The sequence below is a fragment of the Citrifermentans bremense R1 genome, from assembly GCF_000426865.1.
In the GTDB taxonomy this organism is placed as follows: domain Bacteria; phylum Desulfobacterota; class Desulfuromonadia; order Geobacterales; family Geobacteraceae; genus Geomonas; species Geomonas bremensis.
In genome coordinates this window covers 54,724-81,109 of the sequence record NZ_AUGE01000010.1, presented here as the reverse complement: position 1 = coordinate 81,109, position 26,386 = coordinate 54,724, and the positions used below count along the sequence as shown (strand labels likewise).

Sequence of the window (26,386 nt, the reverse complement as noted above, 5' to 3'; positions counted from 1 at the left end):
CTTCGAGAAGCGCCATTGAAGGCAGCACTATCAGGCAAGGAACAGCCATGACCAATATCGATACCCAGCGCTGGAAACAGCTGATCGTCGAGCGCAACAGGGAACTCGCCGACCGCCACAAGGGACAGAGGTGCTTCATCCTCGCCACCGGCCCCTCCATCAAGCACCAGGACCTCTCGCCCCTCGAAGGGGAGACCTGCATCGCGGTCAGCAACTTCTTCGTCCATCCGCTCTACCCGGTGCTCAGGCCGCGCTACCACTGCATCGCCCCGTTCCACCATCCGCTGTCCGAGGATGCGATGCAGAGCTGGATGGACGACCTCTCCCGCCACGTGGCGGACCTCCCCGAGGTCAACCTGATTTTCAGCATAAGCGACGTGGTGCGCAACATGCAGAACGACCGCTTCAGCGGAAAGCAGGTCTACTTCCTCGACAACAACGCATCCCTGCAGGAGGTCCTGGATCACGGACTGGACCTCGCCGAGCCGGTCTTCCAGGCGCAGTCGGTTTCCATCATCGCACTGCAGGCGGCCCTTTACATGGGGTTCTCGGAGATCTACCTGCTGGGATGCGACCACGACTGGCTGCTCCACATGTACGAAACCAGGCACTTCTACGACGAGGAGAAGCACGCCTTCACCAGGGTGAGCGGAAAGGACATCGAGTGGAAAGACAACGACGTCGAGGTCGAGTGCCGCTCCTACATCAATCTGTGGCAGCAGTACAAAGTGCTGAGGCGCCTGGCGGCGGCAAAGGGGGTGGCCATCTACAACTCCACCGAGGGGGGGATGCTGGACGTGTTCCCCAGGGTGGCGCTCGGGACCCTCTTTCCGGCCCACGCCCCTTCCCCGCAACCGCACCTAGCACAAGGAACCAGGGCATGAGTCAACAACAAACCGGCAGCCTCGAGCAGATCACCTGGAACGGCCAGCACATAGCCTCCATCATCCGGCGCGACTACATGCCGGAAACGACCACCTTCATCTCGCCGGACAGCTACTACCAGCAACTCGGCTTCGTGGTCTATCCCGCCGACGGGGTAGTGCCCAGGCACTCGCACCTGCCGTTGCAGCGGCACCTCATCGGAACCCCGGAGACTCTGATGATCCGCAAGGGAAAGGCCGAGGTCGAGCTGTACGCGCTGGACAAGAGCCCGTTGGGGACCTGGATCCTCCATGAAGGGGACATCATCCAGCTGGTCTCCGGGGGACACTGTTTCAGGTGCCTGGAGGACACGGTCTTCCTGGAGATCAAACAGGGCCCCTACACCGGTCTGGTGGAAAAGGAGCGTTTCTGATGATACCGGTCGCCGAACCGCTGGTCACCGAGCACGACATCGAGTTGGTCAACGAGGCGCTCGCCACCGGGTGGATCTCCTCCGCCGGAAAGTTCCTGGACCAGTTTGAGGAGCGCTGGGCCGCCTACTGCGGCATGCCCCACGGCATCGCCGTCAGCAACGGCTCCGTGGCTCTGGACATAGCTGTGGAGCTTTTGGGCCTGGAGGCGGGCGACGAGGTGATCATGCCCAGCTTCACCATCATCTCCCCCGCGCAATCGGTGGTAAGGGCCGGCGGGATCCCGGTGCTCGTGGACAGCGACCCCGGCAACTGGCAGATGGACGTGTCGCAGATCGAGGCGAAGCTCACCCCGCGCACCAGGGCCATCCTGGTGGTCCACATCTACGGGCACCCGGCGGACATGGACCCGGTGCTGGCGCTGGCCCGAAAGCACGGGCTCAAGGTCATCGAGGACGCGGCGGAAGTACACGGCGCCAAGTACCGCGGCAGGACCTGCGGTGGGCTCGCGGACATCAGCACCTTCAGCTTCTACGCCAACAAGCTGGTGACCACCGGCGAGGGGGGGATGGTGCTGGTGCGGACCGCCGAGCTGGCAGAGCGGGCACGTTCCTTAAGAAACCTCTGCTTCCAGAAGAAGCAGCGCTTCCTGCACGAGGAGCTAGGCTACAACTTCCGGCTCACCAACCTCCAGGCGGCGCTCGGAGTGGCCCAGATCGAGCGGATGGAGCAGATCGTTGAGCGCAAGAGGGCGATCGCTGCACTCTACCTCGAGCTACTCCGGGGGACGGAGGGGATCTCACTGCCGATCGAGGAGCCCTGGGCCAGGAACGTCTACTGGGTTTTCGGCCTGGTCCTGGACCAGGCAACCGGACTGGACGCCGCGGCGCTCGCCGGGCGGCTCAGGGAAAAAGGGATAGAAACCCGCCCCTTCTTCCTGGGGATGCACGAGCAGCCGGTGTTCGGGAAGATGGGGTTATTCGCCGGGGAGAACTATCCGGTGGCAGAGCGGCTGGCGCGCCAGGGGCTCTACGTGCCGACCGGCCTCACTATCACCGACCAGGAGATCCACCAGGTGGCTCAGGCGGTCCGGGAGGGCATCAGGTGAGCATCTTCAACCAGTACGCGCGCTATTACGACCTGCTCTACCGGGACAAGGATTACCGCGGCGAGTCCGACTACGTCCATGCCCTGATCCAGGAGGCGGCACCGAAGGCGCAGAGCGTCCTGAACTTGGGCTGCGGCTCGGGACGCCACGACCGGCACCTCGTCGACCTGGGGTACCGCGTGACCGGCGTAGACATATCGGCCGAGATGCTCGCCGCGGCGCGGGAGGGGGCGGCCGGGGACGACCGGCTCCGGTACAGTCAGGGGGACGTCCGCTCCCTGCACCTGGAGGAAAGTTTCGACGTCGTCGTTTCGCTCTTCCACGTAATGAGCTACCAGGTGACCAATGAGGATCTGCTGGCCGCCATGTCCACCGCCCTGCTGCACCTGAAGCCGGGAGGGGTCTTCATCTTCGACTGCTGGTACGGTCCGGGGGTCCTCACGGACAGGCCGTCGGTAAGGGTGAAGGAACTGGAGGACGACTCGATCCGCGTGACCCGGATCGCCGTTCCCGCCATGCACGCCGACCGGGATCTCGTCGAGGTCGATTTCCTGGTCTTCATCAAGAATCTCGCCGACGGCAGCATCAGTGAGTTAAGAGAGAAGCACCTGATGCGCTACCTGTTCACCCCCGGGCTCCGGGACCAGCTCACCGCCACCGGATTCGAGCCCCTGTGCTTCAAGGAGTGGCTGAGTTCCGCCCAGCTTGGCTACACCAGCTGGAATGCAGTAGTTACGGCACGAAAACCGTATTGAATCGCCCAGACACAAGAGGATTGGCATGGTCATAGGGATCTACCTCACCTACGAGAACAAGCTGGTCGGAGGGGGGCACGTCTATCAGAAGTGCCTCTTCGAGGACATCGTTGAGAAGCAGCGGACGGTCTACGCCAACCACAGGATCATCTTCTTCTATCAGCACGACAACGACCTGATCGAAAACCAACCCGGCGAATTCGTGAACACCAGCTGGTACGCCGGGGGGTTGAACGAGGCAGCCATGAGGCACCAGGTGGACCTCGTCTGGTTCCTCTCCATCTCCAGCGTCGACGTCGACGTCCCGCACATCCTCCCGGTATGGGACCTGCAGCACTGCCTGCAGACCTTCTTCCCGGAGGTGAGTTCCGGCGGCGAGTACCTGGCCAGAGACAAGGGTTACCGGCGCGCGCTCCCTAGGGCCACTTACGTCCTGACGGGGACCGAGGCCGGCAAAAAAGAGATCTCCTTCTTCTACAAGATCCCGGAGGAGCGGGTCTTGGTGAACCCGATGCCGCTTCCCCAGCGCATGGGGACGGAGCCGGTCGAAAAGCCTGAGGAGCTGAAGCCGCTTGGGCTGGAGCAAAACGGCTTCCTCTTCTACCCGGCCCAGTTCTGGCCGCACAAAAACCACGTGGTACTCCTGGAGGCGTTGAAAATCCTCAAGGAGCGCCACAACCGGCAGTTCAAGCTGGTGTTCACCGGCTCCGACCATGGCAACCTCAAGCACGTGCGGACCCGTATCGCGGAGATGGGGCTTGAAAGAGACGTCCTGGTGCTCGGTTTCGTCTCCGACGACTCCATCCTTTGGCTCTATCAGAACGCCTTCGCGCTGACCTACCCTAGCTTCTTCGGACCGGACAACATACCGCCGCTGGAGGCGTTCGCCGCCGGCTGTCCGGTGATAGCGGCCAAGGTGAGCGGCGCCGAGGAACAGCTTGGCGAAGCCGCCATCCTTGTCGACCCGCGCCACGAAGAGGAATTCGCCGCTCAGGTGGTGCGGCTGCTGCAGGACCAAGCGCTCAGAAAGGCGCTGGTGGCCCGAGGACACGCGGTCGCGGAACAAAGGAGTGCCGAGAAGTACGTACAGAGGGTTTTCGCGGTGATAGACGACTTCTGGTCCATCCGCCGCTGCTGGAACTCGCACTTCACGCTCAGGTACACGCCCGAGATCATGCAATGGATCGAGCGCTACGCGCACAACAGGGAGTTCCACGCCATCATGACCCTCCTTGGCATCTGCACGGATCAAGCGCTGGTCGACTCCTGCCAGAAAGTGGCTCACTGCTACAGTGACGTGGTGGCAGCCAACAAGGCCGCTGAGGAGGCCATTGATCGCAAGGAGCATGATGCAGCCCACGGGCTGCTGCAAAAGGTCATGGCGGAATGCATCGACTACGCCCCGGCCTACCGCAACCTCGCCAAGATCCATTACTCGCGCTCCGAGATAGACGTTGCTTTCGACCTGATTCAAAAGGCCAACTACTACGACTCCCGATTCGAGACCACCAAGCCTTCAGCCTGACAAGGGACCCGATATGCCACACCCCCAAGCGGACCGCGTTCGCCAGGTGCTCCGAGACGGGGAGCTACCGCGCATCACCGTTGTGACGCCGTCCTTCAACTACGGCTGCTACCTGGAGGCGTGCCTCGACTCGATCCTCTCCCAGAACTACCCGAACCTGGAGCTCCTGATCCTCGACGGCGGCTCGACGGACAACACGGTCGAGATCATCAAAAAGTACGAGAAGCACCTCTCCTTCTGGAGAAGCGCCCCGGACGCAGGGCAGTACAGCGCCATCGAGGAAGGGTTGAACCGGGGAAGCGGCGAGATCATGACCTGGCTCAACGCGGACGACAAGTTCCACCCCGGCGCCTTCGAAAAGGTGGCGAGGATCTTCTCGCAACACGCCGAAGTGGAGTGGCTCATGGGGCGCCCCAACAGCTTCGACGAGGCGGGGAGACAAAAGCACGTGCACAGCTACCTTCCGCTCAACTCGCGCGCCAAGTACCTCTCCGACGAGGAGTTCATCCAGCAGGAAGGGGTCTTCTGGCGCCGCGCGCTCTGGCAAAGAAGCGGGGCCTTCATCGACCGCGAGCTGCCGCTGGCGGCCGACCTGGAGCTTTGGGCCCGCTTCTTCAGAAGCGCCCGGCTCTTCTCGGTCGATGCGCTCATCGCCGGTTTCCGCGACCACCCGCTGCAGAAATCGAAGGACAAGGCGGGCTACACGGCCGAGGCGAACCGGGTGCTGGCGCGGGAGAGGGCGCTCTTCGCGCGCGAGGCTCGTCCCTATTCCCCCCCCGCGCCGCTCCCCATCCTCCTGGACGGGGACAAGGTGATCCTGTGAAGGGCTCCGGGAAAAAGTACCTGGTCTCCGCCATCGTCTCCACCTACAAGGCGGAGCGCTTCCTGCGCGGAAAGCTGGAGGACCTGGAGGCGCAAACCATGGCGGAGGAGCTGGAGATCGTCGTCATCGACTCCGGTTCGCCCCAAAACGAGCGCGCCATCGTGGAGGAGTTCCAGAAGCGCTACGACAACATCCGGTATCTTAGGACAAAAGAGCGCGAGACGGTGTACCAGGCCTGGAACCGCGGCATCCGCATGGCGACCGGGGAGTTCGTCACCAACGCCAACACGGACGACCGCCTGAGAGACGACGCCTACGAGGTCTTGGTGCGTACGCTCAGGGAGCACCCGGAATGCGTGCTCGCCTACCCGGACATGCGCATCACGCAAAAGGAAAACGGGAGCTTCGCCAACCACACCCCCTACGGCTTCAAGAGCTGGCCCCCCTACGACCGGACCTCGCTTCTGGAGCTTTGCTGCGTCGGCCCCTTCCCGCTCTGGAGAAGGTCGCTGCACGACGAAATCGGCTATTTCGACGAGCGCTACCAGTGCATCGCGGACTACGAATTTTGGCTCAGGGCCTCGGAACGGCACCAGTTCATCCACGTGTCGCAGTTCCTGGGGCTTTACTGGCTGAACGAGCAGACCGTCTCCAGAAACGGCGACCTCCCCACGCTGGAATACCTCTACATCCAGAAGCTCTACCGGCAGAAATTCGCCCACCTGATCGTTAAGCCGCAGCCGCACCCACCCTTCGTCGAGGAGGCTTTCGCGCGGCTTATCCGGCAGGAGCCCCCACCTTCCCTGGCGCAGCTGGAGGATTTCACCACGGCCCACCCCGAGTTCGCCCCGGGGCACCACCAGCTGGCGCAGCTCTGTTTCAAGGTGGGGGACATCGGCCGCGCCAGGAAGCACTTCGAGAAGGCGGTCCTCTTGGCCCCCGACTCCCGCGAGTTCACCGAGTCGCTGGAGGGGTTCCTGAAGCTGGAGCTGTACCAGTCGCTGCAGCACCACAAGGGGCTCGTCTGCGCCGAGCCCGAAGAGGCGGAAACGCAGCTTTCCACCGGGATGATCCTGATGCTCCTGGAGCGCTTCGAACCAGCGCGCGAACACTACCGCCGCGCCCTGGCGCTCGCCCCGGCAAGCGCCGTGGCAAGGGAGAACCTGGCCTTTCTGGAAAAGATGAGTGAAGGCGCTGCGGCACAGCCTTCCGGCTACCACCGCTTCAGCCGCCCCGAGGTGCAGCGGGCGGTCTCCCGGCGCGCCCGGCACGTGCTGGACGTGGGTTGCGCCGCGGGGTGTTTGGGGCAGGCCATCAAGAGGCGGCAGGGGGCCGAGGTCTGGGGGGTGGAGCCGGCAGCCGAGGCAGCCGCCGCGGCCCGGAAGGTGCTGGACCGGGTGATCCAGGCGCCGGTGGAAGGGGCTTTGAGCGCCCTTCCCGACCGCCACTTCGACGGCGTGCTCCTGGCGGACGTGCTTGAGCACCTGGCGGAGCCGGAGCAGGTCTTGAGGAGGCTGCTATCGAAGCTTTCCGGCTCGGGCGAGGTGGTGGCGACGCTCCCGAACGTCAGGCACTGGAGCGTGGTGCAGGGGCTTTTGGACGGCTCATGGGAGTACGCCGACGCGGGGATCCTGGACCGGACCCACCTCAGGTTCTTCACCCGGAAAAGCGCCGTCGCCCTCTTCGAAGCGGCGGGGTACGCCGCGGAGAGCGTGGAGCCGATAGCCCTTTCCGGCGACGAGGGGATGCCGAAGGCGCTCTTAAAGGCGCTAGCCGATGGGGGTGTGCTGGAATCGACCCTCGCGGAGGAGAGCGCCGCCTACCAGTACCTGTTCCGGCTGGTCCCCAAGGCCTCCCGGCTCACCTCCATCGTCATCCTCACCTGGAACGAGCTCTCCTGCACCCGCGAGTGCCTGGAGAGCATACAGAGGTACACCCCCGAGCCGCACGAGGTGATCCTGGTGGACAACGGCTCCAGCGACGGGACCATCCCCTTCCTGCGCGAGTTCTGCGCGGGAAAAGTGAACTACCGCCTCATCGAGAACGGCAAGAACCTCGGCTTCGCCGCGGGGTGCAACATCGGCATGCGCGCAGCCCGGGGTGGGCGCATCCTGCTTCTCAACAACGACACGGTGCTGACCCGCGGCTGGCTTTCCGGCATGATCGAGGCGCTTCAGCGCGACCCGAAGGCGGGTATCGTCGGCCCCATGACCAACGAGATCGCGGGACCGCAGAAGCTCGCGAAAGTCCCCTACCGCGGCATGGAAGAGCTGCAGGCCTTCGCGGAGCGCTTCAGAAGCGACCACTACGGGCGCCGCATCGAGGTCGACCGCGTGGTGGGGTTCTGCATGCTCTTCACCCGCGAGCTGCTGGAGACGGTGGGAGAGTTGGACGAGCGCTTCGGCTCCGGCAACTTCGAGGACGACGACTTCTGCCTGCGTGCGGCGCTTGCCGGGTACCGCTGCCTCATCGCCGGCGACGTCTTCATCCACCACTACGGCAGCCGCTCCTTCGCCGGCAACCGGGTGGACTACGCGGCCGCCATGTGGAAGAACCGCAAGGCCTTCGACGCCAAGTGGGACCTGGCAGCTCTGGAGCAGGAAACGGCGGCGCGGGTGGTGACCCACAACGCGATGCTGAGGGGGGCGAGGCTCGCCCGCCGCGGGAAACTGAACGACGCGGTGGAACTGATGCTGCAGGAGGGTATCCGCTTCTCCCCCGCCTCCCCCGCCCCCTACCTGGCGCTCGCCTGGATCCTTTGCGAGGCGGGGAACTGGCGCGAGGCCCTGGAGGTCTTGGAACAGGTCCCGGCCGGCTGCGAGCTGGACGCGGCACTGATACGGGGACGCGCCTTCAAGGAATCGGGGGAACCGGCGCAGGCTGTCGAAGCCGCCAGGCAGGCCGAGGGGATCGACCCGGAGGCCCCGGGAACGCTCCATCTCAATGGGGTGCTGGCGCTCTCCCAGGGGGAAGCTAAGAAGGGGGAGGAACTCTTGCGGCGCGCCATCGCCCTCGACCCCGGGTTCGCCCTCCCCTACGGCGCCCTGGCCCAAACCGCCTGGGAGCGAGGCGAGCGCGAGCAGGGGGTGAGGCTCGCCGAACTAGCCTTCGTGCTGGCCCCCCTGGAGCTTTCGGCGCTCGCGCGCTACCACGAATTCGCCACCGCCTGCGGCCAGCTTCCCCGCGAGGAGGAGCTGTTGCGGGAAGCCTTAGAGATCCACCGGGACCACAAGGGGCTCTCTTACGGCCTCATCGAGCTCCTGATCCGCAGCGGCCGCTACGGCGAGGCGATGACGGAGATCGAGCGCGGCGCCGCCCGCTTCGGGCTCGACGACGGGAGCATCGACGCCGCGCTGCAGATAAGGAAACTGGCCGGGCCTCCCCTTCCCTGCGCCAGCGGCAAGGGGAGCGTTTCGCTTTGCATGATCGTCAAGGACGAGGCGAGGCACCTCCCCGCCGTCCTCGACTCGGTGCGGGGGTTGGCCGACGAGCTGATAGTGGTCGACACCGGCTCCAGCGACCGCAGCTGCGACATCGCCCGGATCTTCGGGGCCAGGCTCTTCAGCTTCCCCTGGAACGGCAGCTTCGCCGACGCCCGCAACTTCTCGCTCTCCCAGGCGCTGGGGGAGTGGATCCTGGTGCTCGACGCGGACGAGGTGATAGCGGCCGAAGACGTGGCGCCGCTCAAGGAGCTGGCGCAAAGGACAGCCCGCCCCACCGCCTTCTCCTTCACCACGAGGAATTACACCCACGAGGTGACCCGCCGCAACTGGAACGCCAATGCCGGCGAATACCCCGCAGAGGAAGAGGGGCGCGGCTGGACCCCGAGCGACAAGGTGAGGCTCTTCCCCAACGACCCGGCGCTTCGCTTCGAGGGGGCGGTGCACGAGCTGGTGGAGCCGTCGCTGCTCCATCTCGGCCTCCCCATCCACGCCTGCGACGTCCCGGTGCACCACTACGGAAAGCTCGACGCCGAGCGCTGCGCTAAGAAGCAGGAGGCGTACTACCTCCTGGGGCTGAAGAAGCTGGAAGAGGACGGGGGGTCGGTGGAGGCGCTCATCGAGCTGGCGCGCCAGGCGACCGAGCTGAACCGGGGCGAGGAGGCGCAAAGGCTCTGGCACCGGCTTTTGCAGGTGCACCCGGAAAACGCGGAGGCCTACTTAAACCTGGGATACCTGCAGCTTAGCGCCGGGGAGTACCCGAAGGCGCGGGAAAGCGCGCTCAAGGGGGCCCAGTTGGCACCCGGGATGAAGGAGGCCGCCTTCAACCTGGCCAAGTGCGAGCTCTTTTTGGGGGACACGGAAAAGGCGCGCGAGAGCTGCCGCGAGATGCTGGAGAAATGGCCGGATTACCCCCCGGCGCTGTCGCTTTCCTGCGTCTGCCTCCTGCTGCAGGGGGAGAAGGCCCAGGCGGAAAAACTTTTGCAAAGGCTCGCCGCCATGCGTTTTGACTGCGCGGATTTCCTGGAAGAGTACGCGGCCGGGCTTCAGAAGGGGGAGCATGCAGATCTCGCCCTCCCGCTCATGGAGCTTGCCCGCGACATCTCCGGCGGGGCCGCCCCGTGACGGCGCCCGAGAGCGCACGCGAGCTTTTCCTGGCAGGGAACGCTCTTTTCGGCGCGGGGGACCTCCCGGGCGCGTCGGAGTGCTACCGGCGCGCCCAGCAGCTCGATCCCGGCTACGCCGAGGCGTGCTTCAACCTGGGGTGCACCCTGGACCGCCTGTCCGGCCCCGCCGAGGCGCTGCACCACTTAGCCCGCGCCGCCGAGCTCTCGCCTGAGTGGAGCCGGGCCCGCGGCAGCCTGGGTTTCGCCCTGGCCCGTCTCGGGCGCATGGGGGAGGCAGCCTCGGAATTGGCCGCAGCCGTCCGGCTCGACCCCGGCGACCCCGGGCTCTCGAACAACTTGGGGCTCGCCCTCTCGGCGCTTTCCCGCGGCAAGGAGGCAAAGGTTGCCTTCGAGGAGGCGATCCGCCTCGACCCGCTCTACGCCGAGCCCCACAACAACCTCTCCATCCTCTTCGAGCGTTTCGGGGAGAGCGCGCACGCCATTGCGGCGGCCCTTGAGGCGCTCCGGCTCAAGCCGGAATTCCCCGAGGCGCACCTGAACCTCGCCAACGCCCTCAAGTCGCAGGGGCGGCACCAGGAGGCGATCGCCCACTTCCGTGAGGCGCTGAGGCTTCGCCCCGACTACCCTGAGGCGGAAAGCTCGCTGCTCTTCGCGCTTCTTTACCCCGCGCACACCCCCGAGGAGGAGCTCTTCGCCGAGCACGCAGCCTTCGGGGCCCGCTGCCGCTTCGCAGTGCCCAGGCACCTGAACGACCCGGACCCCGAGCGCCCTCTGAAGCTCGGCTATCTCTCCGCCGACTTCCGGGAGCATGCCGTGGCCCGCTTCATCGAACCGGTCTTGGCCCGCCACGACCGGTCCCTGTTCCAGGTCTATTGCTACTCGAACGTCCCGGTGCCGGACCAAAGAAGCGAGAAGCTCGCCTCCATGGCCGACTGCTTCCGGAACATCGCCGGGATGACGGACCAAAAGGTCGAGGAGCTGGTGCGCGCGGACGGGATCGACATCCTGGTGGACCTCTCCGGGCACAGCGCGGGAAACCGCCTCCCCGTCTTCGCCAGGAGGCCCGCGCCGGTGCAGGTCACCTGGCTCGGCTACCCCTTCAGCACCGGGCTCGAGGCCATCGACTACCGCATCACCGACGCGGTGTGCGACCCCCCGGGCGAAACCGAGCGCTACCACAGCGAGGAGCTCTTGCGGCTACCCGGGACCTTCTCCTGCTTTCTCCCCCCCGATGATGCGCCCCCGCCGGGGCCGTCGAGCTGTATCACCAGCGGCAGGGTCACCTTCGGCTCCTTCAACAACCCCGCTAAGATCACCCCCGAGACGGTGCTCCTTTGGTCCGGGGTGCTGCGCGCGGTCCCGGGGTCCCAACTCCTCTTGAAGGGGTATTCGCTTGCCTGCGCCGAGACGAGGCTGCGCCTGGAGGAGGCCTTCGCCGGGCACGGCATCGAACGCGAACGGCTGGAACTTCTGGGGAACACCCCCTCCTACCATGATCACCTGGCACTCTACCACCGGGTCGACATCGCTCTCGACAGCTACCCCTACAACGGCACCACCACCACCTGCGAGGCGCTCTGGATGGGGGTCCCGGTGGTGACGCTGGCGGGCTCCGCCCACCGCTCGCGCGTCGGTGCCAGCATCTTGCAGGCGCTGGGGCTTGAGGGGCTGGTGGCGCACGAGGCGCGCAAGTTCGTGGTACTCGCCCAGGCCTTGGCCGGCGACCGGGAGAGGCTCTCCGGCCTGCGGACCACGCTCCGGCAGACCATGGCCGCCTCCCCCCTCACCGACGGCGCCTCCTTCACCCGCCATCTGGAAAAGGCCTGGCGCGACATCTGGGGGAGGTGGTGCCGCAGCCACCCGGCCCAGGCGCCGGATCCCGCGGTCCAGGGGGCGCAGTACCTGCAGCACGGCAGGCTCGGCCGGGCGCTCTCGCAGTTCCTGATACCTTTGCGCGGCGGGGAGAGAATCACCCTCGGGGGTATTCAGGAGACGCTTCGCCTGCAGCTGGCGGCGGACCAGTCACGCGCGCTCGCCTTGGACGACCCGCTGGCCTTCCGGGAGGAGGAGCCGGAGCATTTAGGCAGCGAGACCCTGGCCGAGACGGCCGAACTCCTGGTTGCCGCCGGCTTCGTGACGCCGGCAGAGCTCATCTGCCGCTACCTGGGCGACCGCGGCTGCCTGAGCCCCCGGGTGAACCGCACCCTGGCCGAGGTGGCGCTCGCCATTGGGAAGCCTGAAGTCGCGGTACGCGAATTCGAACGCGCCCAGGCTGCAGGGGACCGCTCCCGCGCCACCCGCATCAAGCTGGTGAAGGCGCAGGAGGCGGAGCGGCTCGCCTCCCCTCCGGAGAGAGGGGAGCGTTTTCTTCTCATCAAGGCCTGGGGGTACGGTTTCTGGAGCGACGTGAGCATGCTTTTGGGGCAGTGCCTCTTGGCGGAGATCACCGGGCGGGTCCCGGTGGTGCACTGGGGGGGGAACTCCCTTTTCTCCGACGATCCCGGGAAAAACGCCTTTCTGAGCTTCTTCCTCCCCTTCAACGGCACCGGCGTCGGCGAGCTCGCCGCCCGCGCGCGGAGCTTCTATCCCCCCAAGTGGAACCGGGAGAACCTCCTTTTGGACGAGCTCAACAAGGAGGAGGGGCCCTGGTCCCGCTTTTCCTCCCTCTACGCCCTGGAGCGCGGCGAGGAGGTGGTGGTAGGGGATTTCCATTACGGCGTCAACGATCTCATCCCCTGGATCCCGCCGGGGCACCCTTTTTACGGGCTCGACCCGGACGCGCTCTGCCTGCAGCTTTACCGGCGCTACCTAAGGCCTAAGCCTGAGCTGGAGCAGCGCGCCGAGGCGTTCTTCAACCGGGAGTTCTCAGGCCGCCCCGTGCTGGCGCTCCACGTCCGCGGCGGGGACAAGGGGGGAGAAGATCCAGGCCTTCACCGGCTGAACGCCCTCTACCACCCGCGGATCGAGCGCTTCCTTAGCGAGGAGCGGGAGGGGCGCCTTTTCCTTCTCACCGACGACGAGAAGCTCCTCTCCTCCTACAGGGAGCGCTACGGGGACCGGCTCTCCCACACCGTCTCGACCCGCACCGGCTCCAGCCTCGGGGTGCATTACCAGGAGCAGGCGGACCGCAGGGCGCTGGGCGAGGAAGTGCTGGTCGACGCGCTGATTGCCTCGCGCTGCCACCTTTTCCTCGGCAACGGCTTTTCCAACGTCTCCCTGGCGGTGGCCCAGATGAAGCAGTGGGAGCCGGGGAGCTGCGTCCTTTTCGGCGCCCGGCTGGACCGGGTCCGGCAGATGACCCTCTACAGGAGCTGAGCGTGGGTTACCAGGAAAGCACAGAGAGCCTAGCGCGGCTCAAGTACGTGGAGCTGCTGCTCAAGAAGGGGATGCAGGAGGAAGCGCGCACCCAACTGCAGCAGTTGGTACAGGAAGATCCGGGCTGCGCGCGCGGCTGGTACCTCCTTGCCGTGCTGGTCGGGGAGCAGGGGTACCCGGATCAGGCGGCGAAGCTCCTGAGGCAGGCGCTTAGGGCCGAACCGGAGGACGTCAAGGCGCTGAACGCCCTCGGGGTGGCCCTGCAGCAGATGGGGGATCGGGAACAGGGCGCGGCATGCTACGGCGATGCGCTCCGCATCGATCCCCGGTTCCAGGAGGCGCGGGTGAACCTCGCCCTGCTCCTCAAGGAAGGGATGAGGCTTGCCGAGGCTGAGGCGCTTCTGTCCCAGGGGATCGCGCTGGAGCCCGAATCGGTGCGGCTTCGTTACAACTACGCCAACGTGCTCCATTACCAGGGGAGAAGCCTGGAGGCGACCGGCGCCTATCGGCAGGTGCTCCGCCTGGACCCGCAGCACCTGGACGCGCGGCAGAACCTACTGTTCGCGCTGCACTACTCTCCGCAGTTCTCCGACCGGCAGATCTTCGCCGAGCACCTGCGCGCCGCGAGAAGCGCCCCCTTCCGCCCCCCCCCTTCCCCTTCCGTCCCGCGCCGAGGCGGGCGCATCAGGATTGGCTACCTCTCCCCCGACTTCCGCAGCCACGCCGTCGCCTCCTTCATCGAGCCGGTCTTGAAGAAACACGACCGGGAACGCTTCGAGATCTTCTGCTACGCGAACCTTCCCCGCCCGGACCGGGTCACCGAGAGGATAAAGGGGTTGTGCGAGCACTGGCGCGACCTGTACAACATCCCGGACCAGATCGCGGCGCTGATGATCGCCGCCGACGCCCTCGACGTCCTGATCGATCTCGCCGGCCACACCGCGGGGAACCGGCTCCCGCTTTTCGCCCGCAGGCCCGCTCCCCTGCAGATCACCTGGATCGGCTACCCCGACACCACGGGTCTCAAGCAGATGGACTACCGGATCACCGACCGCCATGCCGACCCCCCCGGGAAAAGCGAGCGCTACCACACCGAAACACTGCTCCGGCTCCCGCGCAGCTTCAGCTGCTTCCTCCCGCCGGCAGACGCCCCCGAAGTGGCTCCTCCCCCGTGTCTTGCCACAGGCGCCGTCACCTTCGGCTCGTTCAACAACCTGGCCAAGGTCACCCCCGAGGTGATTCTCCTCTGGTGCCGGGTGCTCCATGCCGTCCCAGGATCGCGCCTGCTCTTGAAGGGGAGGCCGTTCGAGGACAGCGCGGTGCGGGAGAGGATCGCCTCACAGTTCTCCACGGGAGGGATAGGGGGTGAAAGGGTCGAGCTGCACCCGGGAGAGCCGGAGAGCTCGGCGCACCTGGCGCAGTACGGGCGGGTCGACATCGCCCTCGACAGCTTCCCCTACAACGGCACCACTACCACCTGCGAGGCGCTCTGGATGGGCGTCCCGGTGGTGACCCTGGCGGGTACGAGGCACGCGGCGCGGACCGGGGCGAGCATCCTCGCCAACTGCGGGCTAGACGAGCTGGTGGCCGAGAACGAGGAGGAATACCTGGAGATCTCCCGGCGGATGGCGGCGGATCGGGAAAGGCTTTTGGAGTTGAGGATGGGGGCGCGGGAAAGGCTCTCGGCATCGCCGCTTCTGGACGCTGCGGGGGTGACGCGGGAGTTGGAAGCGGCGCTGGAGGGGATCCTCAAGGAGCGCGGTGTGCGTTAGCGGGTCAGGTTCAAGGCCTTGTTTCGGCGCTTTCGTCTGTAGCGGGCTGTGCGGAGCTCGGACGCCTGCGGGGGGGGCGGGTGAAGCGGACGCAGGGGATGGAGGCATCCCCTGCCCATGGCTTGCGATCAGAGCTCGGGATCCGGGTTGGTCCTGAGGCCGGCGGCGATGTTGAAGTTGATGTCGACGACGATGCCGAGCTTCTCCGCGGACGGGAAGGCCATCACCTCGAAGAACCTCTTGTCGACGAAGAGGCTCAGGTTGAGGAGGTCCTCGCGCAGCTTCTTGGGCATGGGATGTCCGGGCTCGGAGAGTTCGGCCTGGAAGAAGCTCCAGACTTTCTGGTTGTACTTGATAGCCTCGAGCATCTTCGCTTCGCGGTCGGGGGCATCCCAGTTATCCTGGACGGCTTTCAGCATGAGCCCAGCCTTGGTCAGGACCGATGCCTCCAGCTCCCTCCCCGACATGCTTTCCTTCTGGATACCTACGTACTCCTTGATCGCGTTGTTAGTTTGCATTTTTCAGTAGCTCCTCTTCGTACTCGATGAGATTCTTCGCAATTTTGAGAGCCTGGTAGTAGTTCCCGCCCTCGATCCGTTCGTTCAATTGCTCGATTAAGGTCCTGGTGCTCGGGGCCGCGTTCAGGATCTCCGTAGCGAGCTCGGAATAGGCCTTCACATACTGGGGCACGTTCGGCTCGTCGATGTACATGAGCTGGATCGTGAAGTAGACCCGCTTGCACGCCGTGGTGGCGTCCTTCTCGCCCAGGATGTCCTTCTCGCGCAGGATGGGAACCGTGTTCTCGATGAAGAGAACGCATCCCTTGCCGCCATTTCTGACGACAGCGCCGCCGATAACGAGCCGCTCGTTGTTCTTCAAGGTGATTTTCAGGGACATGTCGGTTAGCTCAACCCTTTCAGGAATTGAGGGTACTGTGCTGTCACCCCCTGCCTAACCGATTCTGCAAATTGCTGGCCAACTTCGGCACTTTTTTCAGCCGCCGCCGATTCGGTCAAACCGGCCCCGATATCGCCCCAGGAGCCCCCTTTTGGCTGCGAAAAGATGTCGGCGAAGCGCCCGTCGCGCAAAATAGCGCCGGTTTCGGCGGCGAGGCCGCTTCTCAAGCCGGAAATCGCCTCGTAAGCCGCGTCAAGTTTGGCTACGTGGTCAGCAATTTGACTGTCGTCCGGATTCAGGCCGAGTGGTTCGGGGAGGGGGAGCTCTTTGCGGGCCTCGACGACGGAGGGAGGTGCAGGGATGGTGAGCTGGTCGATCTCCTTGCGGATCCCGGTGTAGCTCCTCAAAAGCTCCATCCTTTCCTTGTCTTCCTCGGAGAACGGGGGGAAGTTCTTCACGATCGTCTGGAGCGGCTTCTTCGCGGCGTCAATTTTTTGGCCCAGAACCTCGGCCGCCTGGTCGGTAGCTCGAATGGCGGCAGCCGTTTGGTTGCGAAGCTCCTTTTGCAAGGCTATTTCACCCAGCTTGGCGTCTTTGCCGTTGGGAACCTGCACCTGGTCTGCGAATACGGGGTCTGCGCCGGGTCGGGGGGTTTTGGGAAGGCTCTGGGCGGTACTCGAGGGAGAGTCGGGGAGAGAAGGCGTCGTCTGAAGAGAAACGTCTTCGGGTTGCAATCGATCCACTAACATTTGTCACCCCCTGTAAGGAGGTGCGGAGCGGGTCACCCCGCTCCGCGAAGCTCACGTTAGAACAGCCTGAGGACGGCCTGTGCTGCCTGCGAAGACATGGAGAGCGAGGTGGTGCCCAAGCTCTGACGCGTCTGCAGCATCAGCATGTTGGCGCCTTCCTGGTTCATGTCGGCCAGGGTCAGGTTATCCGCACCGGTCTGCAGGGTGTTGATCATAGAGTCGGTGAAGTTCTGACGCGTGGTGATGATGTTCAGGTTAGCTGCCAGGGTCTGGGTGTTGGACCTCAGGGTCGAGATTGCGGTATCCATCTTCGCGGTGTCGGTGGTGATGTCCGAGGCAGTGGCCCACGAGCCGCTGTTCGCGCCCATGCTAAGACCGGACGAGGTGGCCAGGAAGCCGACGACGTTGAGGCTGGAGCTCGCGTTCTCGTTGAAGTTGACGGTCAGGGTGTTGGTGGCGCTCAACAGGTTCAGGCCGCGGTAGCCGGAGTCGGACGAGATGTTGTCGATCTGGCTGCGAATGGTGTCGTACTGGGTCGCCAGCTTGGACCTGGTGAGGGTGTCGCTGGTGGAAAGTGCCGACTGTGCGATACCTTTCGCTGCGTTGATCAGGCCGGTGATCGCGGTGATACCTGCGTTGGCCGCCGAAACCGTCTGAACGCCCTCGGACATGCCGTCCTTGCGGTCTGCGAGGTCGCTGGCGCGCTGGTTAGCGTTCTGCGCTGCGAAGTAGTTGGTCGGGTTGTCGAGCGCGCTGTTGACCTGCTTGCCGGACGACAGCCTCTGCTGGGTCCTGTTCAGAAGGTTGCTGGTGTTCTGGAGGTTGAGAAGGTTGGTCCTCATGCCTGCGGTGAGCGAAATTTCGTTGGTTGCCATGGTAATTCTCCTTTTCTGGGTTGTTTCCGGCATTCTTGCCGGTTGGTTAACTGCGACGGTGTCTTCTACATTCCTCTACGACGACTGGCAAATGAGCTTCGTCGCCGAGCGCGTTCTGCGCTTTTGTAAAGAATATCGACACCGCGGCCCCAGAACTTTAGCGGAAAATCGACCACATACGATTATTTTTGTCAAATTATCGACGCCTCAGCATCTCCTCCAGCGCCTCGCGGACCCGCCCCATCACCCCCGGCCAGTCGCCCGGGCGCCCCTGCCTGAAGATGCGCAGCGTCGGGTACCAGGGGGAGTTCTCCCGCCCGGACATCCAGCGCCAGTCGCAGGAGAAGGGGAGTAAAAGCCACACCGGCACCCCCATCCCTCCCGCCAGGTGCGCTGCCGCCGTGTCCACCGTCAGCAGCAGGTCCAGCCCGGAGAGGATTGCCGCAGAATCCCCGAAATCCTGTATCTGCGGCGCCAGGTCTGCCGCCTCCAGGACGCTGCAGTCGGGCGCCTCGCCCAACTGCAGCGAAAACCAGCCGACCCCCTGCAGGTCGCCCAAGGGGGCGAATTCGCCGAAGGGGCAGGCGCGGTTTCTAGGAAGCGGCCCTCCCCGCCAGACGAGCCCCACCTTGAGGTCGCTTCCCTGGTCGAGCAACAGCTCCCAAAGGGCCCCGCGGCGCGGGTCGGCAAGGAGGTAAGGGTGCCATTCAGGCATGGCCTCCAAGGTGGTGCCGAAAAGGTGCGGCAGGCTCAAGAGCTTTACCCGGAAAGAGCAGCGGGGCGGCTCCTCGCCGGGAACCACGACAGTCGCCACCCCGGGGACCCGCTCCAGCAGCGGTTTGAGCCCCGCGTGCTGGCACTTGAGCAGCACCTCAGCGCCGCGCTCGGCGAGCAGGGGGAGGTAGCGGACGAACTGCAGCGTGTCTCCCAGCCCCTGCTCGCACTCGACCAGGATGCTCCGGCCGGAGAGCTCCTCCCCCCGCCAGTAGGGAAGCGGGGAGAGGGTGGATTCCCCGCTAGCCAGGCGCCACTCGTACTCCTCCCACCCCCGCTTGAAATCGCCTACCGACAAAAGGCTCAAGGCGAGGTTCCAGTGGGCCTCCGGGTGCTCCGGGGCAAGCTCCAGGAGCTCCCGGTACGTCTCGATCGCCTTTTCGGGCTGCATCAGGTCCTGGTAGGCGGTGCCGAGGTTGATGCGCGCCTCGAAAAAGCCGGGTTCGAGCGCGATGGCGCGGCGGTAGAGCTCGACGGCGCGCTCCGGCTCTTCCAGCACCTGCAGGCAGGAACCGAGGTTCACGTGGGCGGGGAGGTAGTCCCCGCGCAACTTAAGCGCCCTCTCGAAAAAGGGGAGCGCCTCGTCATGCTCGCCCCGCGCGACCAGGAGGGTCCCCAGGTTGTTTTGGGCGTCGGCCAGCTCCGGTTTCAGTTCCAGGGCCCGCCGGAAGCTCCGTTCCGCTTCAGGGTCGAGCCCCTGGTCCTGCAGCGCGAGCCCCAGGTTGTTGTGGATTTCGGCGCATGCGGGGAGCCGCTCCAGCAGGCACCGGTAGAGCGCGACTGCGCCGGCAAGGTCGCCTTCGGCGCGCAGGGCGTTGGCCCGGCGGAACTCCAGGTTCGGGTCTTCCCCCCCGGGCGCCGCCTTGAGCGGGGCCGGTGCGGGGGAGCGGGGCGCTTCGGCTTGAGCGCGCGCGGGCCAGGCCGCGAGGTCGGCAGCCACCGCCGCGATAACCCCCTCCCAGTCCCCGAAGGACGGCTGGCGGTAGATGGCAACCGAGGGATACCAGGGAGAGTCGCTGCGCCCGGAAAGCCAGCGCCATTCGCAGGAGAAGGGGAGCAGCAGCCACACCGGCTTTCCCATGGCCGCGGCCAGGTGCGCCACGGCGGTATCCACCGAGACCACCAGGTCCAGCTCTTCGATGAGCGCGGCGGTGTCGGAGAAATCCCTGATGCGGCCGGTCAGGTCGCAGATCTCCCCGATGGCGGCCAGGTCGTCCGCGGCTGCGGGAAGCTGCAGGTTGTAGAGCCTGACCCCGGGGAGGCCGGCGAGGGATGCCAGCGCCCGCGCCGGCAGCGAGCGGTAGCGGTCGTTTCGGTAACCGGCGCTCCCGGCCCAGACCACCCCCACCTTCGTGCTCCCCCCTGGGATCCAGTCGCGCCAGCAAGCGGCCCGCTCGGGGTCGGCACGAAGCGGCGGTTCTTGCGGCGGTATGGTCTCGACGCAGGTCCCCAAGAGGTGCGGCAAGCTCATCAGGTAGGCGAAGCAGTCAAAAGGAGGGGGAGGGTCGCCGGCGGCGAAGCAGGTTAGCGCCGGCTCCTGGATTGCTAAAAGCGGCAGGAGCTCTCGGCGGCACTCAAGCGCCACCCGCTCCCCCCGGCGCGAAAGCCACTGGGCGTAGCGGAAGAACTGGATGGTGTCGCCGAACCCCTGCTCGCAGCGCAAAAGAAGCGTACGGCCGCAAAGCGCGGAGCCGTCCCACGGCTTCTTCCCGGCGCAGCTCTCCGGGAAACCGGCGGCGGGGTCCTTTAGGCGCCACTGGTACTCGCGAAACCCCTCCCGGTAATTGCCGGTGGTCAGGAGCAGCAAGGCCAGGTTCCAGTGCGCGTCGACGTGGTCCGGGTCGATCAAAAGCGCCCGGCGCTGGGCCGCGATCGCCTCCTCGAACCGGTTCAGGGTGAAGAGGGAGCCCCCCAGGTTGACCAGCGTCTTCAGGTTTCCGGGATCGAGCTCGAGCGCCTTTTGGTAACACTGCACCGCCCCTTCCCATTCCCCCTGGCGGCGCAGCGCGTTCCCCAGCAGGTGGTAGGCGTCCGCATAACCGGGGGCGGCGGCGATGGCGTCGCAGTAGTTGCGGATCGCCTCCTCCGCCTCCCCCAGGTGCAAAAGGGCGGTCGCCAGGTTGCAGCGGGCCTCGGGGTACTCTTCCCTGAGCGAGAGTGCCTCCCGGAAGTGGAGCGCCGCGCTGTCGTGGCAGTTGAGATCCTGGTAGGCGACTCCTACGTTGTTGCGCAGCTCGGCGCTCTCCGGTTGCAGGAAGGCGGCTCGGGAAAACGCCTGCAGCGCCTCCTCCAGATCTCCCCGCCGGTAGGCCAGAAGGCCCACCAGCGTCAAGAGCTCCACGTTCTCCGGCTCCGCGCGCAAAAGGTCGTGGCAAATATCTTGTGCCAGCTCCGCCCGGTTCTCGCTCAGCGCCTGGTTCAGTTGCGCGTATCGGTCCATCATCTCTCCCCGTTCCCTTGCCGCCCCTTCGAGACCACCGCAGCCAGACAGTCGGCGACGCGCTGCAGCACCTCGTTCCAGTCGCAGCGGCGCGTCTGCCGGAAAAGCCGCGCGCCCGGGTACCAGGGGGAATCTTCCCTTTCGGTGAGCCAGCGCCAGTCGCATCCCACCGGGAGCAGGACCCAGGCCGGCACCCCGAGCCCTCCCGCCAGATGGGCCACCGCGGTGTCCGCCGTGATGACGAGATCGAGCTGGGTAAGCACCGCGGCGGTATCGGCGAAGTTCCTGATGTTGCGCCCGAGGTCGGTGAGCGTAACCCCCGGCGGCGGCGAGGCCGCCTGCTCCGCCCCGTCCCCGACCTGGAGGGCGAAGAAATCGGCCCCGGATACGTTCGAGAGCGGCGCGAAAAGCGGCAGCGACAGCGAGCGCTTCAGGTCGTCCTTGTAGCTCTTCCTCCCCGCCCAGACCAGCCCCACCCGGAGCCTCTCACCGGTGAGGAGCGGGCTCCACTTCTTAACCAGCGCCGGATCGGCGAAAAGGTAGGGTATCTCGGCGGGAATGCTCGCAAGCTCCGTCCCGCAAAGATGCGGCAGGCTCATCAGGGGGGCGTGGCAGTCGAACTCGGGGAGAGGCTCCCCCCGGACCAGCACGCGGGCCACACCCGGGACCGTGGCGATCACCGGCGCGATCGCCTCGCTCTGCGCCTGCACCAGCACAGTCGCGCCCCCCTGCGCCAGGAGCTTGGCGTAACGCACGAACTGGAAGGTGTCGCCGAACCCCTGCTCGCTGGTGAGAAGTATGGTGCGCCCTTCGAGGCTCCCGCCGTCCCAAAGCGGCCGGGCGAATTCCAGCTTGGGGATGGGATCCACCTTGGAAAAACGACACTCGTATCCCTGCCACCCCTCCCGGTACTCTCCCAGTTGCAGCTGCACCAGGGCCAGGTTCCAGCGGGCGTCGGCGTACTCCGGGTCGAGCTCCAGCACCTTCTCATAGCAGCTCTTCGCCTGCGCCAAAAGCCCGAGCGACCTGCTCGCCGTACCCAGGTTGTTCAGGGCGTGCAGGTAGTCCGGCTTCAGGGCGAGCGCTTTTTGGTAGCAATCGACCGCCTCCTCCAGGAGCCCCAGCACCTGCAGCGAGATGCCGAGCGCGTTCCAGGAGGGGAGGTAGCCGGGATCGCGGGAGAGGTTCTCGCGGAAAGAGGCCACTGCCTCGTCCAGTTCGCCCCGCTCATGGTGCAGCTGGCCCAGGGTATGCCGCGCCTCCAGGTAATCGGGTGCTACCCGCACCGCCCTTCTCAGCGCATGCAACGCCTCGTCGACGGCCCCCTGCGCCTTGAGGGCAAGCGCTAAGTTGTGCCACCCCTGCGGCAGGGCGGGATCGAGGGCGAGGGCCCAGCGGTAGCTCTCCGCCGCCTCGCCGCTTCTACCCAGGGCGAAGAGGCTGTTGCCGAGGTTGTAGTGGGCGGGCATGAAATCGGGGGAGAGGGCGATTGCCTTCCGGTAGCTCTCCACCGCTTCCAGATGGCAGCCCTCGCCATCCTCGGCGCACCCCCGATTGTTCCAGATCTCGGCCTGCGCCCGGGATTCTGCTGGGAGCGCCCGCGGGGAAACGTAAGCGGGGGACGCCTTTCGGGCCAGCGCCTCCTTGACCCGCGCCACCACCTCCTCCCAATCTCCCTGCTGCTTTTGCCGGAAAAGTCGCAGGGTCGGGTACCAGGGGGAGTCGTCGCGGCCAAGCCCCCAGCGCCAGTCCGGCACCAGGGGGACCAGGAGCCATACCGTCACTCCGAGCGCGCCGCACAGATGCGCCACCGAGGTGTCGACGCAGATGACCAGGTCGAGCTCTCCGGCAAGGGCGGCCGTGTCGGCGAAATCCTTGATCTTAGGTGCCAGGTCGACGATCGGAAAGGGGCCGGGAAGCTCCTCCCGCGCGGCCTCCCCCACTTGCAGGGAATAGAAGCTCACGCCGGGGACTTCCGCCAGCGGGGCGAGTTTGGCAAGCGGTATCGAGCGATTGGCGTCGTTGCCGTGGGCCGGGTTGCCGCGCCACGCCAGCGCGACCTTCAACCCTTCCCCTGCGAAGAGATCCCGCAACGAGTCGCTGCGCCCGGGGTCGATCCCGAGATAGGGAATGGCGGCCGGGATAGTGGCGGCCTCAGTCCCGAAGATGCCGGGAAGATCCATCAGCGAGGCTTGGCACTGGAACGCGGGGATCGGGTCGCCGCACGCAAAGACGCCGCTGACGCCATCTACTGTCGCCACCACGTCGATGAGCCCCCGCGACTGCACCTCGACAAGCACCCGCCCGCCGCGCTCCGCCACCAGCGGGGCGTAGCGCACGAACTGCAGCGTGTCGCCGCCCCCCTGCTCCCCGTAGAGCAGGATGGTCGCCCCGAGAAGCGGGGAGCCGTCCCAGCGCGGCTGCTCCTCCCAGCGGCGCGCCGGGGGAAGGAGGCTCTTTTTGAAGCGCCAGGGAAACTCCCGCCAACCTTCGGCGAACTCCCCGGTCATGAGGAGCATCACCGCCAGGTTCCAATGCGCGTCGGCATGCTCCGGCGCACGCCGCACCACCTCGCGGAAACCTTCCAGCGCCTGGGCTGCAAGCCCTTGCTCCTTGCAGAGCGTGGCCAGGTTGTAGCGTGCCTTCACCGCGTCCGGGTCGAGCGCCAGCGCCTCCCGGTAGGCGCGCGCCGCCCCTTCGGGGTCGTCCTGCATCTGGCACAGGATGCCGAGCGCCTCGTGCAAGAGGGAAAGCCGCGGCTCCAGGGCGAGTGCCGCCAGAAGGCTCTCCTTCGCCTCGGCAAGGCGCGTCAGCTGCTGCAGCGAGCAGGCGAGCGCGTAGTGCGGCTCCCAGCTTCCGGGCATCAACTGCGCCGCCTTGCTGTACCTTACCGTCGCCTCGCGCTCTCTTTTTTTATAGGAGAGGAAGAGCCCGCAGAGGTAGTGTCTGCGGCCGTTGAACGGCTGCGCCAGGGCAGCTTTTTCCAAAAAGCCCCAGGCAGCCTCTCCCAGTTCCCCCTTCACGCGCTCGATCACCTCCCCCCACTCTCCCTGCAGCTTCTGCCGGAAAAGGCGCATGGTCGGGTACCAGGGGGAATCTTCGCGCTGGGTGAGCCAGCGGTAGTCGCCCGCCTTGGGGAGGAGCAGCCAGACCGGCTTCGCCAGCGCACCGGCCAAGTGGGCCACGGAGGTGTCGATGGAGACGACCAGGTCGAGCTGCGCGATGAGAGCGGAGGTGTCGCCGAAGTCCGCGATGGAGGGGGTGAAATCGATGAGGGAGGGAAACTCCTTGGCCTGCGTGGCCTCCTCCCCTACCTGGAGCGAATAGAAGCTCACGCCCGGGATGTCGAACAAGGACGCCAGCGCCGCGAGCGGACAGGAGCGAAACGGGTCGGGAACCGGCTTCCCGGCCCAGACCAGCCCCACCTTGAACCCCAGGTCCGCCGCCACCTTCTCCCGCCAGGGCGCCATCCGTTCCTCCGGGGGCGCCAGGTAGGGGACCCCGCTCGGGACGCTCTCCAGCGTGGTGTCGAACAGGTGGGGGAGCGACAAAAGCGCCGCCTCGAGGTCGAAGTGGGGAAGCGCCTCCCCCATGACGCAGGTCTCGGCGACGCCGGGGATGCCGGATAAAAGCGGCACCAGGGAGGGGGACTGGCATTCCGCCACCACCACGCCCCCCGTAGCGGCGACCATGGGGAGGTAGCGGGCGAACTGGATGGTGTCCCCCAACCCCTGTTCGCCGTGCACCAGGATGCGGCGCCCCTCAAGAGGCGTGCCGTCCCAGGCGGGCGCGACAAACTCGCGCCGGGGGGAGGTGAAGGATTCCCTGCGCCAGCGCCACTGGTACTCGGCCCACCCCTCGCGGAATTCCCCCGCCAGCAGGAGCGCCAGCGCCAGGTTCCAGTGCGCTTCGGCGCAATCCGGACGCCGCGCCACCAGATCGCGGAAAACGGCGAGCGCCGCGGGGAGATCCCCTTCCCTTTGCAGCGCTGCGCCGAGCGCCACCTGTGCCTCCAGGGAATCCGGGGCCCGCTCCAGGGCATGGCGGAACTGCTCCGCCGCCTCATGAAAGCGCCCCAGCTTGAACAGTGTGGAGCCGGCGTTGTTGAGGGCGAGCGGGTCCCCCTCCCGCAGGGCAAGCGCCTCGCGGTACTTTCCCAGCGCCTCCTCGGCGCGCCCGCTCTCGTCTAGGAGCGCCCCCAGGTTTATGCAGGCGTCGGTGGCGAACTCCCCCCCCGATGCCGCCAGGGCGCGGTAGAGCCGCTCGGCCTCGTCCTTGTGACCGCTTTTCTGCAGATCGAGGGCCGCGGCGAACGTCTCGGCCGGGCTATCCGCGCGGGAATCAGCAGGCATCCTGCTGCATCCTGGAGAGCTCCGCCTGGTTGGCGAGTCTGGTAGCGACGTAGTGGAACTGACGGGCCGCCGCGCTCCAGCTGAGCTTCTCCATCTCCCTGGCCGCCAGCGCCCCCTTGGCGGGAAGCTCGCCGCGGTTTCGGTAGGCGAGTTCCAGGAGCTCTATGATTTCTTCCACCTGCGGCTCCTCCCAAACCCCGGTCTGCACCCCCTGGGTCGCCACCACCATGGGGCGGTAGCGGGTTAGGGGGTAGGCGATGTCGGAGTTGATCACGTCGGCGTGGCCGCTGGTATCCGAGGCGATGACGCTCCTGCCGCAGGCCATGTATTCGCACATCACCATGTTGTTCCCCCCCTCGCAGCGGTTGGGGAAGAGGCCGACGTGGCTCCCGGCGAAGATTTCCCGCATGAGTGTGTTGTTCACCAGGGGATGCACCGCCACCCGGGCCGGGTCCAGCCCGTTGTCGAGTACGCATCTACCCGGGAGGTCGAGGAAGTTCTCCTCGTCATGCTGGTAGGTTATGTAGGGGGATGACTTCATGGTGGCGAGCGAAAAGGGCCACTGGTTGGTCCAACTGCAGGAGAGGAAGACGTCGCGGTGCCGCTGCATCATCACCTTCATGGCGGCGATCACCAGGTCCTGCCCCTTGCGGAGTTCGAATTTCCCCCCCGAGAAGACCACGAAGCGGTCGTCGGCCGGGTAGGGGACCGGGTGGAAGTTGGCGGGGTCGATACCCTGAAGGATGGTGCAGGTGTTTTTCACCCCGCCGATCCTCAGCTGGTACTCGCACCACTTGGAGCCCGCCACGATGAAATCCCATTTGCTCGCGGCGTTCCGGGTGAAGTTGAGGATCTCGATGCTGTCCTCGAAGAAGCAGTAGCCGATGTTGATTGAGTCCCAGTTCTCCGGGCGCAGCGGCGCCAGGGTGTTGGTCATGCAGTGCAGCGTCACCCCCTCGATGCCGGGGAGTTTGGAGATCTCGCGCTCCAGGTAGCTGCCGGCGATCCCCCACCCGTGCATCGCCCCGGCAGGCATCGATACTTTCATTGGCTGAACCTCGCAGTGATGATGGAAAAAACCCACACCATGCCAGCAACTACCGTACCACAGACGGCAAGTGGGTCCAAGCTGCTGAAAT

The 26,386-nt window shown here is 65.9% G+C and carries 16 protein-coding genes; 9 read left to right on the top strand and 7 right to left on the bottom strand.

Features of this window, described 5'->3' with window-relative positions:
* The first annotated feature begins 47 nt into the window (after positions 1–47).
* From K419_RS0108230 to K419_RS0108190, 9 genes are read left to right on the top strand one after another with little or no spacing between them, the layout of a single operon-like run.
* Positions 48–884 (top strand): motility associated factor glycosyltransferase family protein, encoded by an 837-nt coding sequence (locus K419_RS0108230; protein WP_026841170.1) that lies wholly within the window; start codon positions 48–50, stop codon positions 882–884.
* On the top strand, positions 881–1,297 hold the full coding sequence (locus K419_RS0108225; protein WP_026841169.1) for a cupin domain-containing protein: 417 nt from the start codon (positions 881–883) through the stop codon (positions 1,295–1,297). The genes K419_RS0108230 and K419_RS0108225 overlap by 4 nt, the downstream gene beginning before the upstream one ends.
* Entirely contained in the window at positions 1,297–2,403 is a 1,107-nt protein-coding gene (locus K419_RS0108220; RefSeq protein ID WP_026841168.1) for a DegT/DnrJ/EryC1/StrS family aminotransferase, read from the top strand. Before K419_RS0108225 ends, K419_RS0108220 begins: the two co-directional genes overlap by 1 nt.
* Positions 2,400–3,158: a class I SAM-dependent DNA methyltransferase gene (locus K419_RS0108215; RefSeq protein ID WP_026841167.1), complete on the top strand. Its 759-nt coding sequence runs from the start codon at positions 2,400–2,402 to the stop codon at positions 3,156–3,158. The genes K419_RS0108220 and K419_RS0108215 overlap by 4 nt, the downstream gene beginning before the upstream one ends.
* A gap of 25 nt (positions 3,159–3,183) precedes the next feature.
* Positions 3,184–4,683 carry a glycosyltransferase family 4 protein gene (locus K419_RS22775; RefSeq protein ID WP_051292924.1) on the top strand — a complete coding sequence of 500 codons (1,500 nt, stop codon included), beginning with the start codon at positions 3,184–3,186 and terminating at the stop codon, positions 4,681–4,683.
* A gap of 13 nt (positions 4,684–4,696) precedes the next feature.
* A complete protein-coding gene (locus tag K419_RS21770) occupies positions 4,697–5,506 on the top strand; it encodes a glycosyltransferase family 2 protein (protein ID WP_051292922.1) in 810 nt (269 codons plus the stop codon).
* A complete protein-coding gene (locus K419_RS22770; protein ID WP_026841166.1) occupies positions 5,503–10,071 on the top strand; it encodes a glycosyltransferase in 4,569 nt (1,522 codons plus the stop codon). The genes K419_RS21770 and K419_RS22770 overlap by 4 nt, the downstream gene beginning before the upstream one ends.
* Complete coding sequence (locus K419_RS0108195) at positions 10,068–13,388, top strand: O-linked N-acetylglucosamine transferase family protein (protein WP_026841165.1); 3,321 nt, start codon at positions 10,068–10,070, stop codon at positions 13,386–13,388. Before K419_RS22770 ends, K419_RS0108195 begins: the two co-directional genes overlap by 4 nt.
* Before the next feature lie 2 nt (positions 13,389–13,390).
* The gene (locus K419_RS0108190; RefSeq protein WP_026841164.1) at positions 13,391–15,160 is read left to right on the top strand and encodes an O-linked N-acetylglucosamine transferase, SPINDLY family protein; all 1,770 of its coding nucleotides are present in this window, start codon (positions 13,391–13,393) and stop codon (positions 15,158–15,160) included.
* Between the two features lie 128 nt (positions 15,161–15,288).
* Here K419_RS0108190 and flaF read toward each other — a convergent pair whose 3' ends face one another.
* From flaF to K419_RS0108155, 7 genes are all read right to left on the bottom strand, one after another.
* Positions 15,289–15,678, bottom strand: a complete 390-nt coding sequence (gene flaF, locus K419_RS0108185) for a flagellar biosynthesis regulator FlaF (protein ID WP_012532172.1) — start codon at positions 15,676–15,678, stop codon at positions 15,289–15,291.
* Entirely contained in the window at positions 15,668–16,057 is a 390-nt protein-coding gene (locus K419_RS0108180; RefSeq protein WP_012532173.1) for a flagellar biosynthesis repressor FlbT, read from the bottom strand. The genes flaF and K419_RS0108180 overlap by 11 nt, the downstream gene beginning before the upstream one ends.
* A gap of 5 nt (positions 16,058–16,062) precedes the next feature.
* Positions 16,063–16,806: a hypothetical protein gene (locus tag K419_RS0108175; protein ID WP_026841163.1), complete on the bottom strand. Its 744-nt coding sequence runs from the start codon at positions 16,804–16,806 to the stop codon at positions 16,063–16,065.
* 56 nt (positions 16,807–16,862) lie between these two features.
* The gene (locus K419_RS0108170; protein WP_026841162.1) at positions 16,863–17,681 is read right to left on the bottom strand and encodes a flagellin N-terminal helical domain-containing protein; all 819 of its coding nucleotides are present in this window, start codon (positions 17,679–17,681) and stop codon (positions 16,863–16,865) included.
* Between the two features lie 196 nt (positions 17,682–17,877).
* A complete protein-coding gene (locus K419_RS0108165) occupies positions 17,878–20,898 on the bottom strand; it encodes a tetratricopeptide repeat protein (protein WP_226377653.1) in 3,021 nt (1,006 codons plus the stop codon).
* Complete coding sequence (locus K419_RS0108160) at positions 20,895–25,247, bottom strand: tetratricopeptide repeat protein (protein WP_026841160.1); 4,353 nt, start codon at positions 25,245–25,247, stop codon at positions 20,895–20,897. The genes K419_RS0108165 and K419_RS0108160 overlap by 4 nt, the downstream gene beginning before the upstream one ends.
* Positions 25,237–26,295 carry a glycosyltransferase family 4 protein gene (locus K419_RS0108155; protein ID WP_026841159.1) on the bottom strand — a complete coding sequence of 353 codons (1,059 nt, stop codon included), beginning with the start codon at positions 26,293–26,295 and terminating at the stop codon, positions 25,237–25,239. Before K419_RS0108155 ends, K419_RS0108160 begins: the two co-directional genes overlap by 11 nt.
* Positions 26,296–26,386: the final 91 nt, after the last annotated feature.

What these genes read in the sequence shown, in the direction of transcription:
- K419_RS0108175 (WP_026841163.1), bottom strand. Translation starts at nt 16,806, where the DNA reads ATGTTAGTGGATCGATTGCAACCCGAAGACGTTTCTCTTCAGACGACG.
- flaF (WP_012532172.1), bottom strand. Translation starts at nt 15,678, where the DNA reads ATGCAAACTAACAACGCGATCAAGGAGTACGTAGGTATCCAGAAGGAA.
- K419_RS0108170 (WP_026841162.1), bottom strand. Translation starts at nt 17,681, where the DNA reads ATGGCAACCAACGAAATTTCGCTCACCGCAGGCATGAGGACCAACCTT.
- K419_RS0108155 (WP_026841159.1), bottom strand. Translation starts at nt 26,295, where the DNA reads ATGAAAGTATCGATGCCTGCCGGGGCGATGCACGGGTGGGGGATCGCC.
- K419_RS0108220 (WP_026841168.1), top strand. Translation starts at nt 1,297, where the DNA reads ATGATACCGGTCGCCGAACCGCTGGTCACCGAGCACGACATCGAGTTG.
- K419_RS0108230 (WP_026841170.1), top strand. Translation starts at nt 48, where the DNA reads ATGACCAATATCGATACCCAGCGCTGGAAACAGCTGATCGTCGAGCGC.
- K419_RS0108160 (WP_026841160.1), bottom strand. Translation starts at nt 25,247, where the DNA reads ATGCCTGCTGATTCCCGCGCGGATAGCCCGGCCGAGACGTTCGCCGCG.
- K419_RS21770 (WP_051292922.1), top strand. Translation starts at nt 4,697, where the DNA reads ATGCCACACCCCCAAGCGGACCGCGTTCGCCAGGTGCTCCGAGACGGG.
- K419_RS0108165 (WP_226377653.1), bottom strand. Translation starts at nt 20,898, where the DNA reads ATGATGGACCGATACGCGCAACTGAACCAGGCGCTGAGCGAGAACCGG.
- K419_RS0108180 (WP_012532173.1), bottom strand. Translation starts at nt 16,057, where the DNA reads ATGTCCCTGAAAATCACCTTGAAGAACAACGAGCGGCTCGTTATCGGC.
- K419_RS0108225 (WP_026841169.1), top strand. Translation starts at nt 881, where the DNA reads ATGAGTCAACAACAAACCGGCAGCCTCGAGCAGATCACCTGGAACGGC.
- K419_RS22775 (WP_051292924.1), top strand. Translation starts at nt 3,184, where the DNA reads ATGGTCATAGGGATCTACCTCACCTACGAGAACAAGCTGGTCGGAGGG.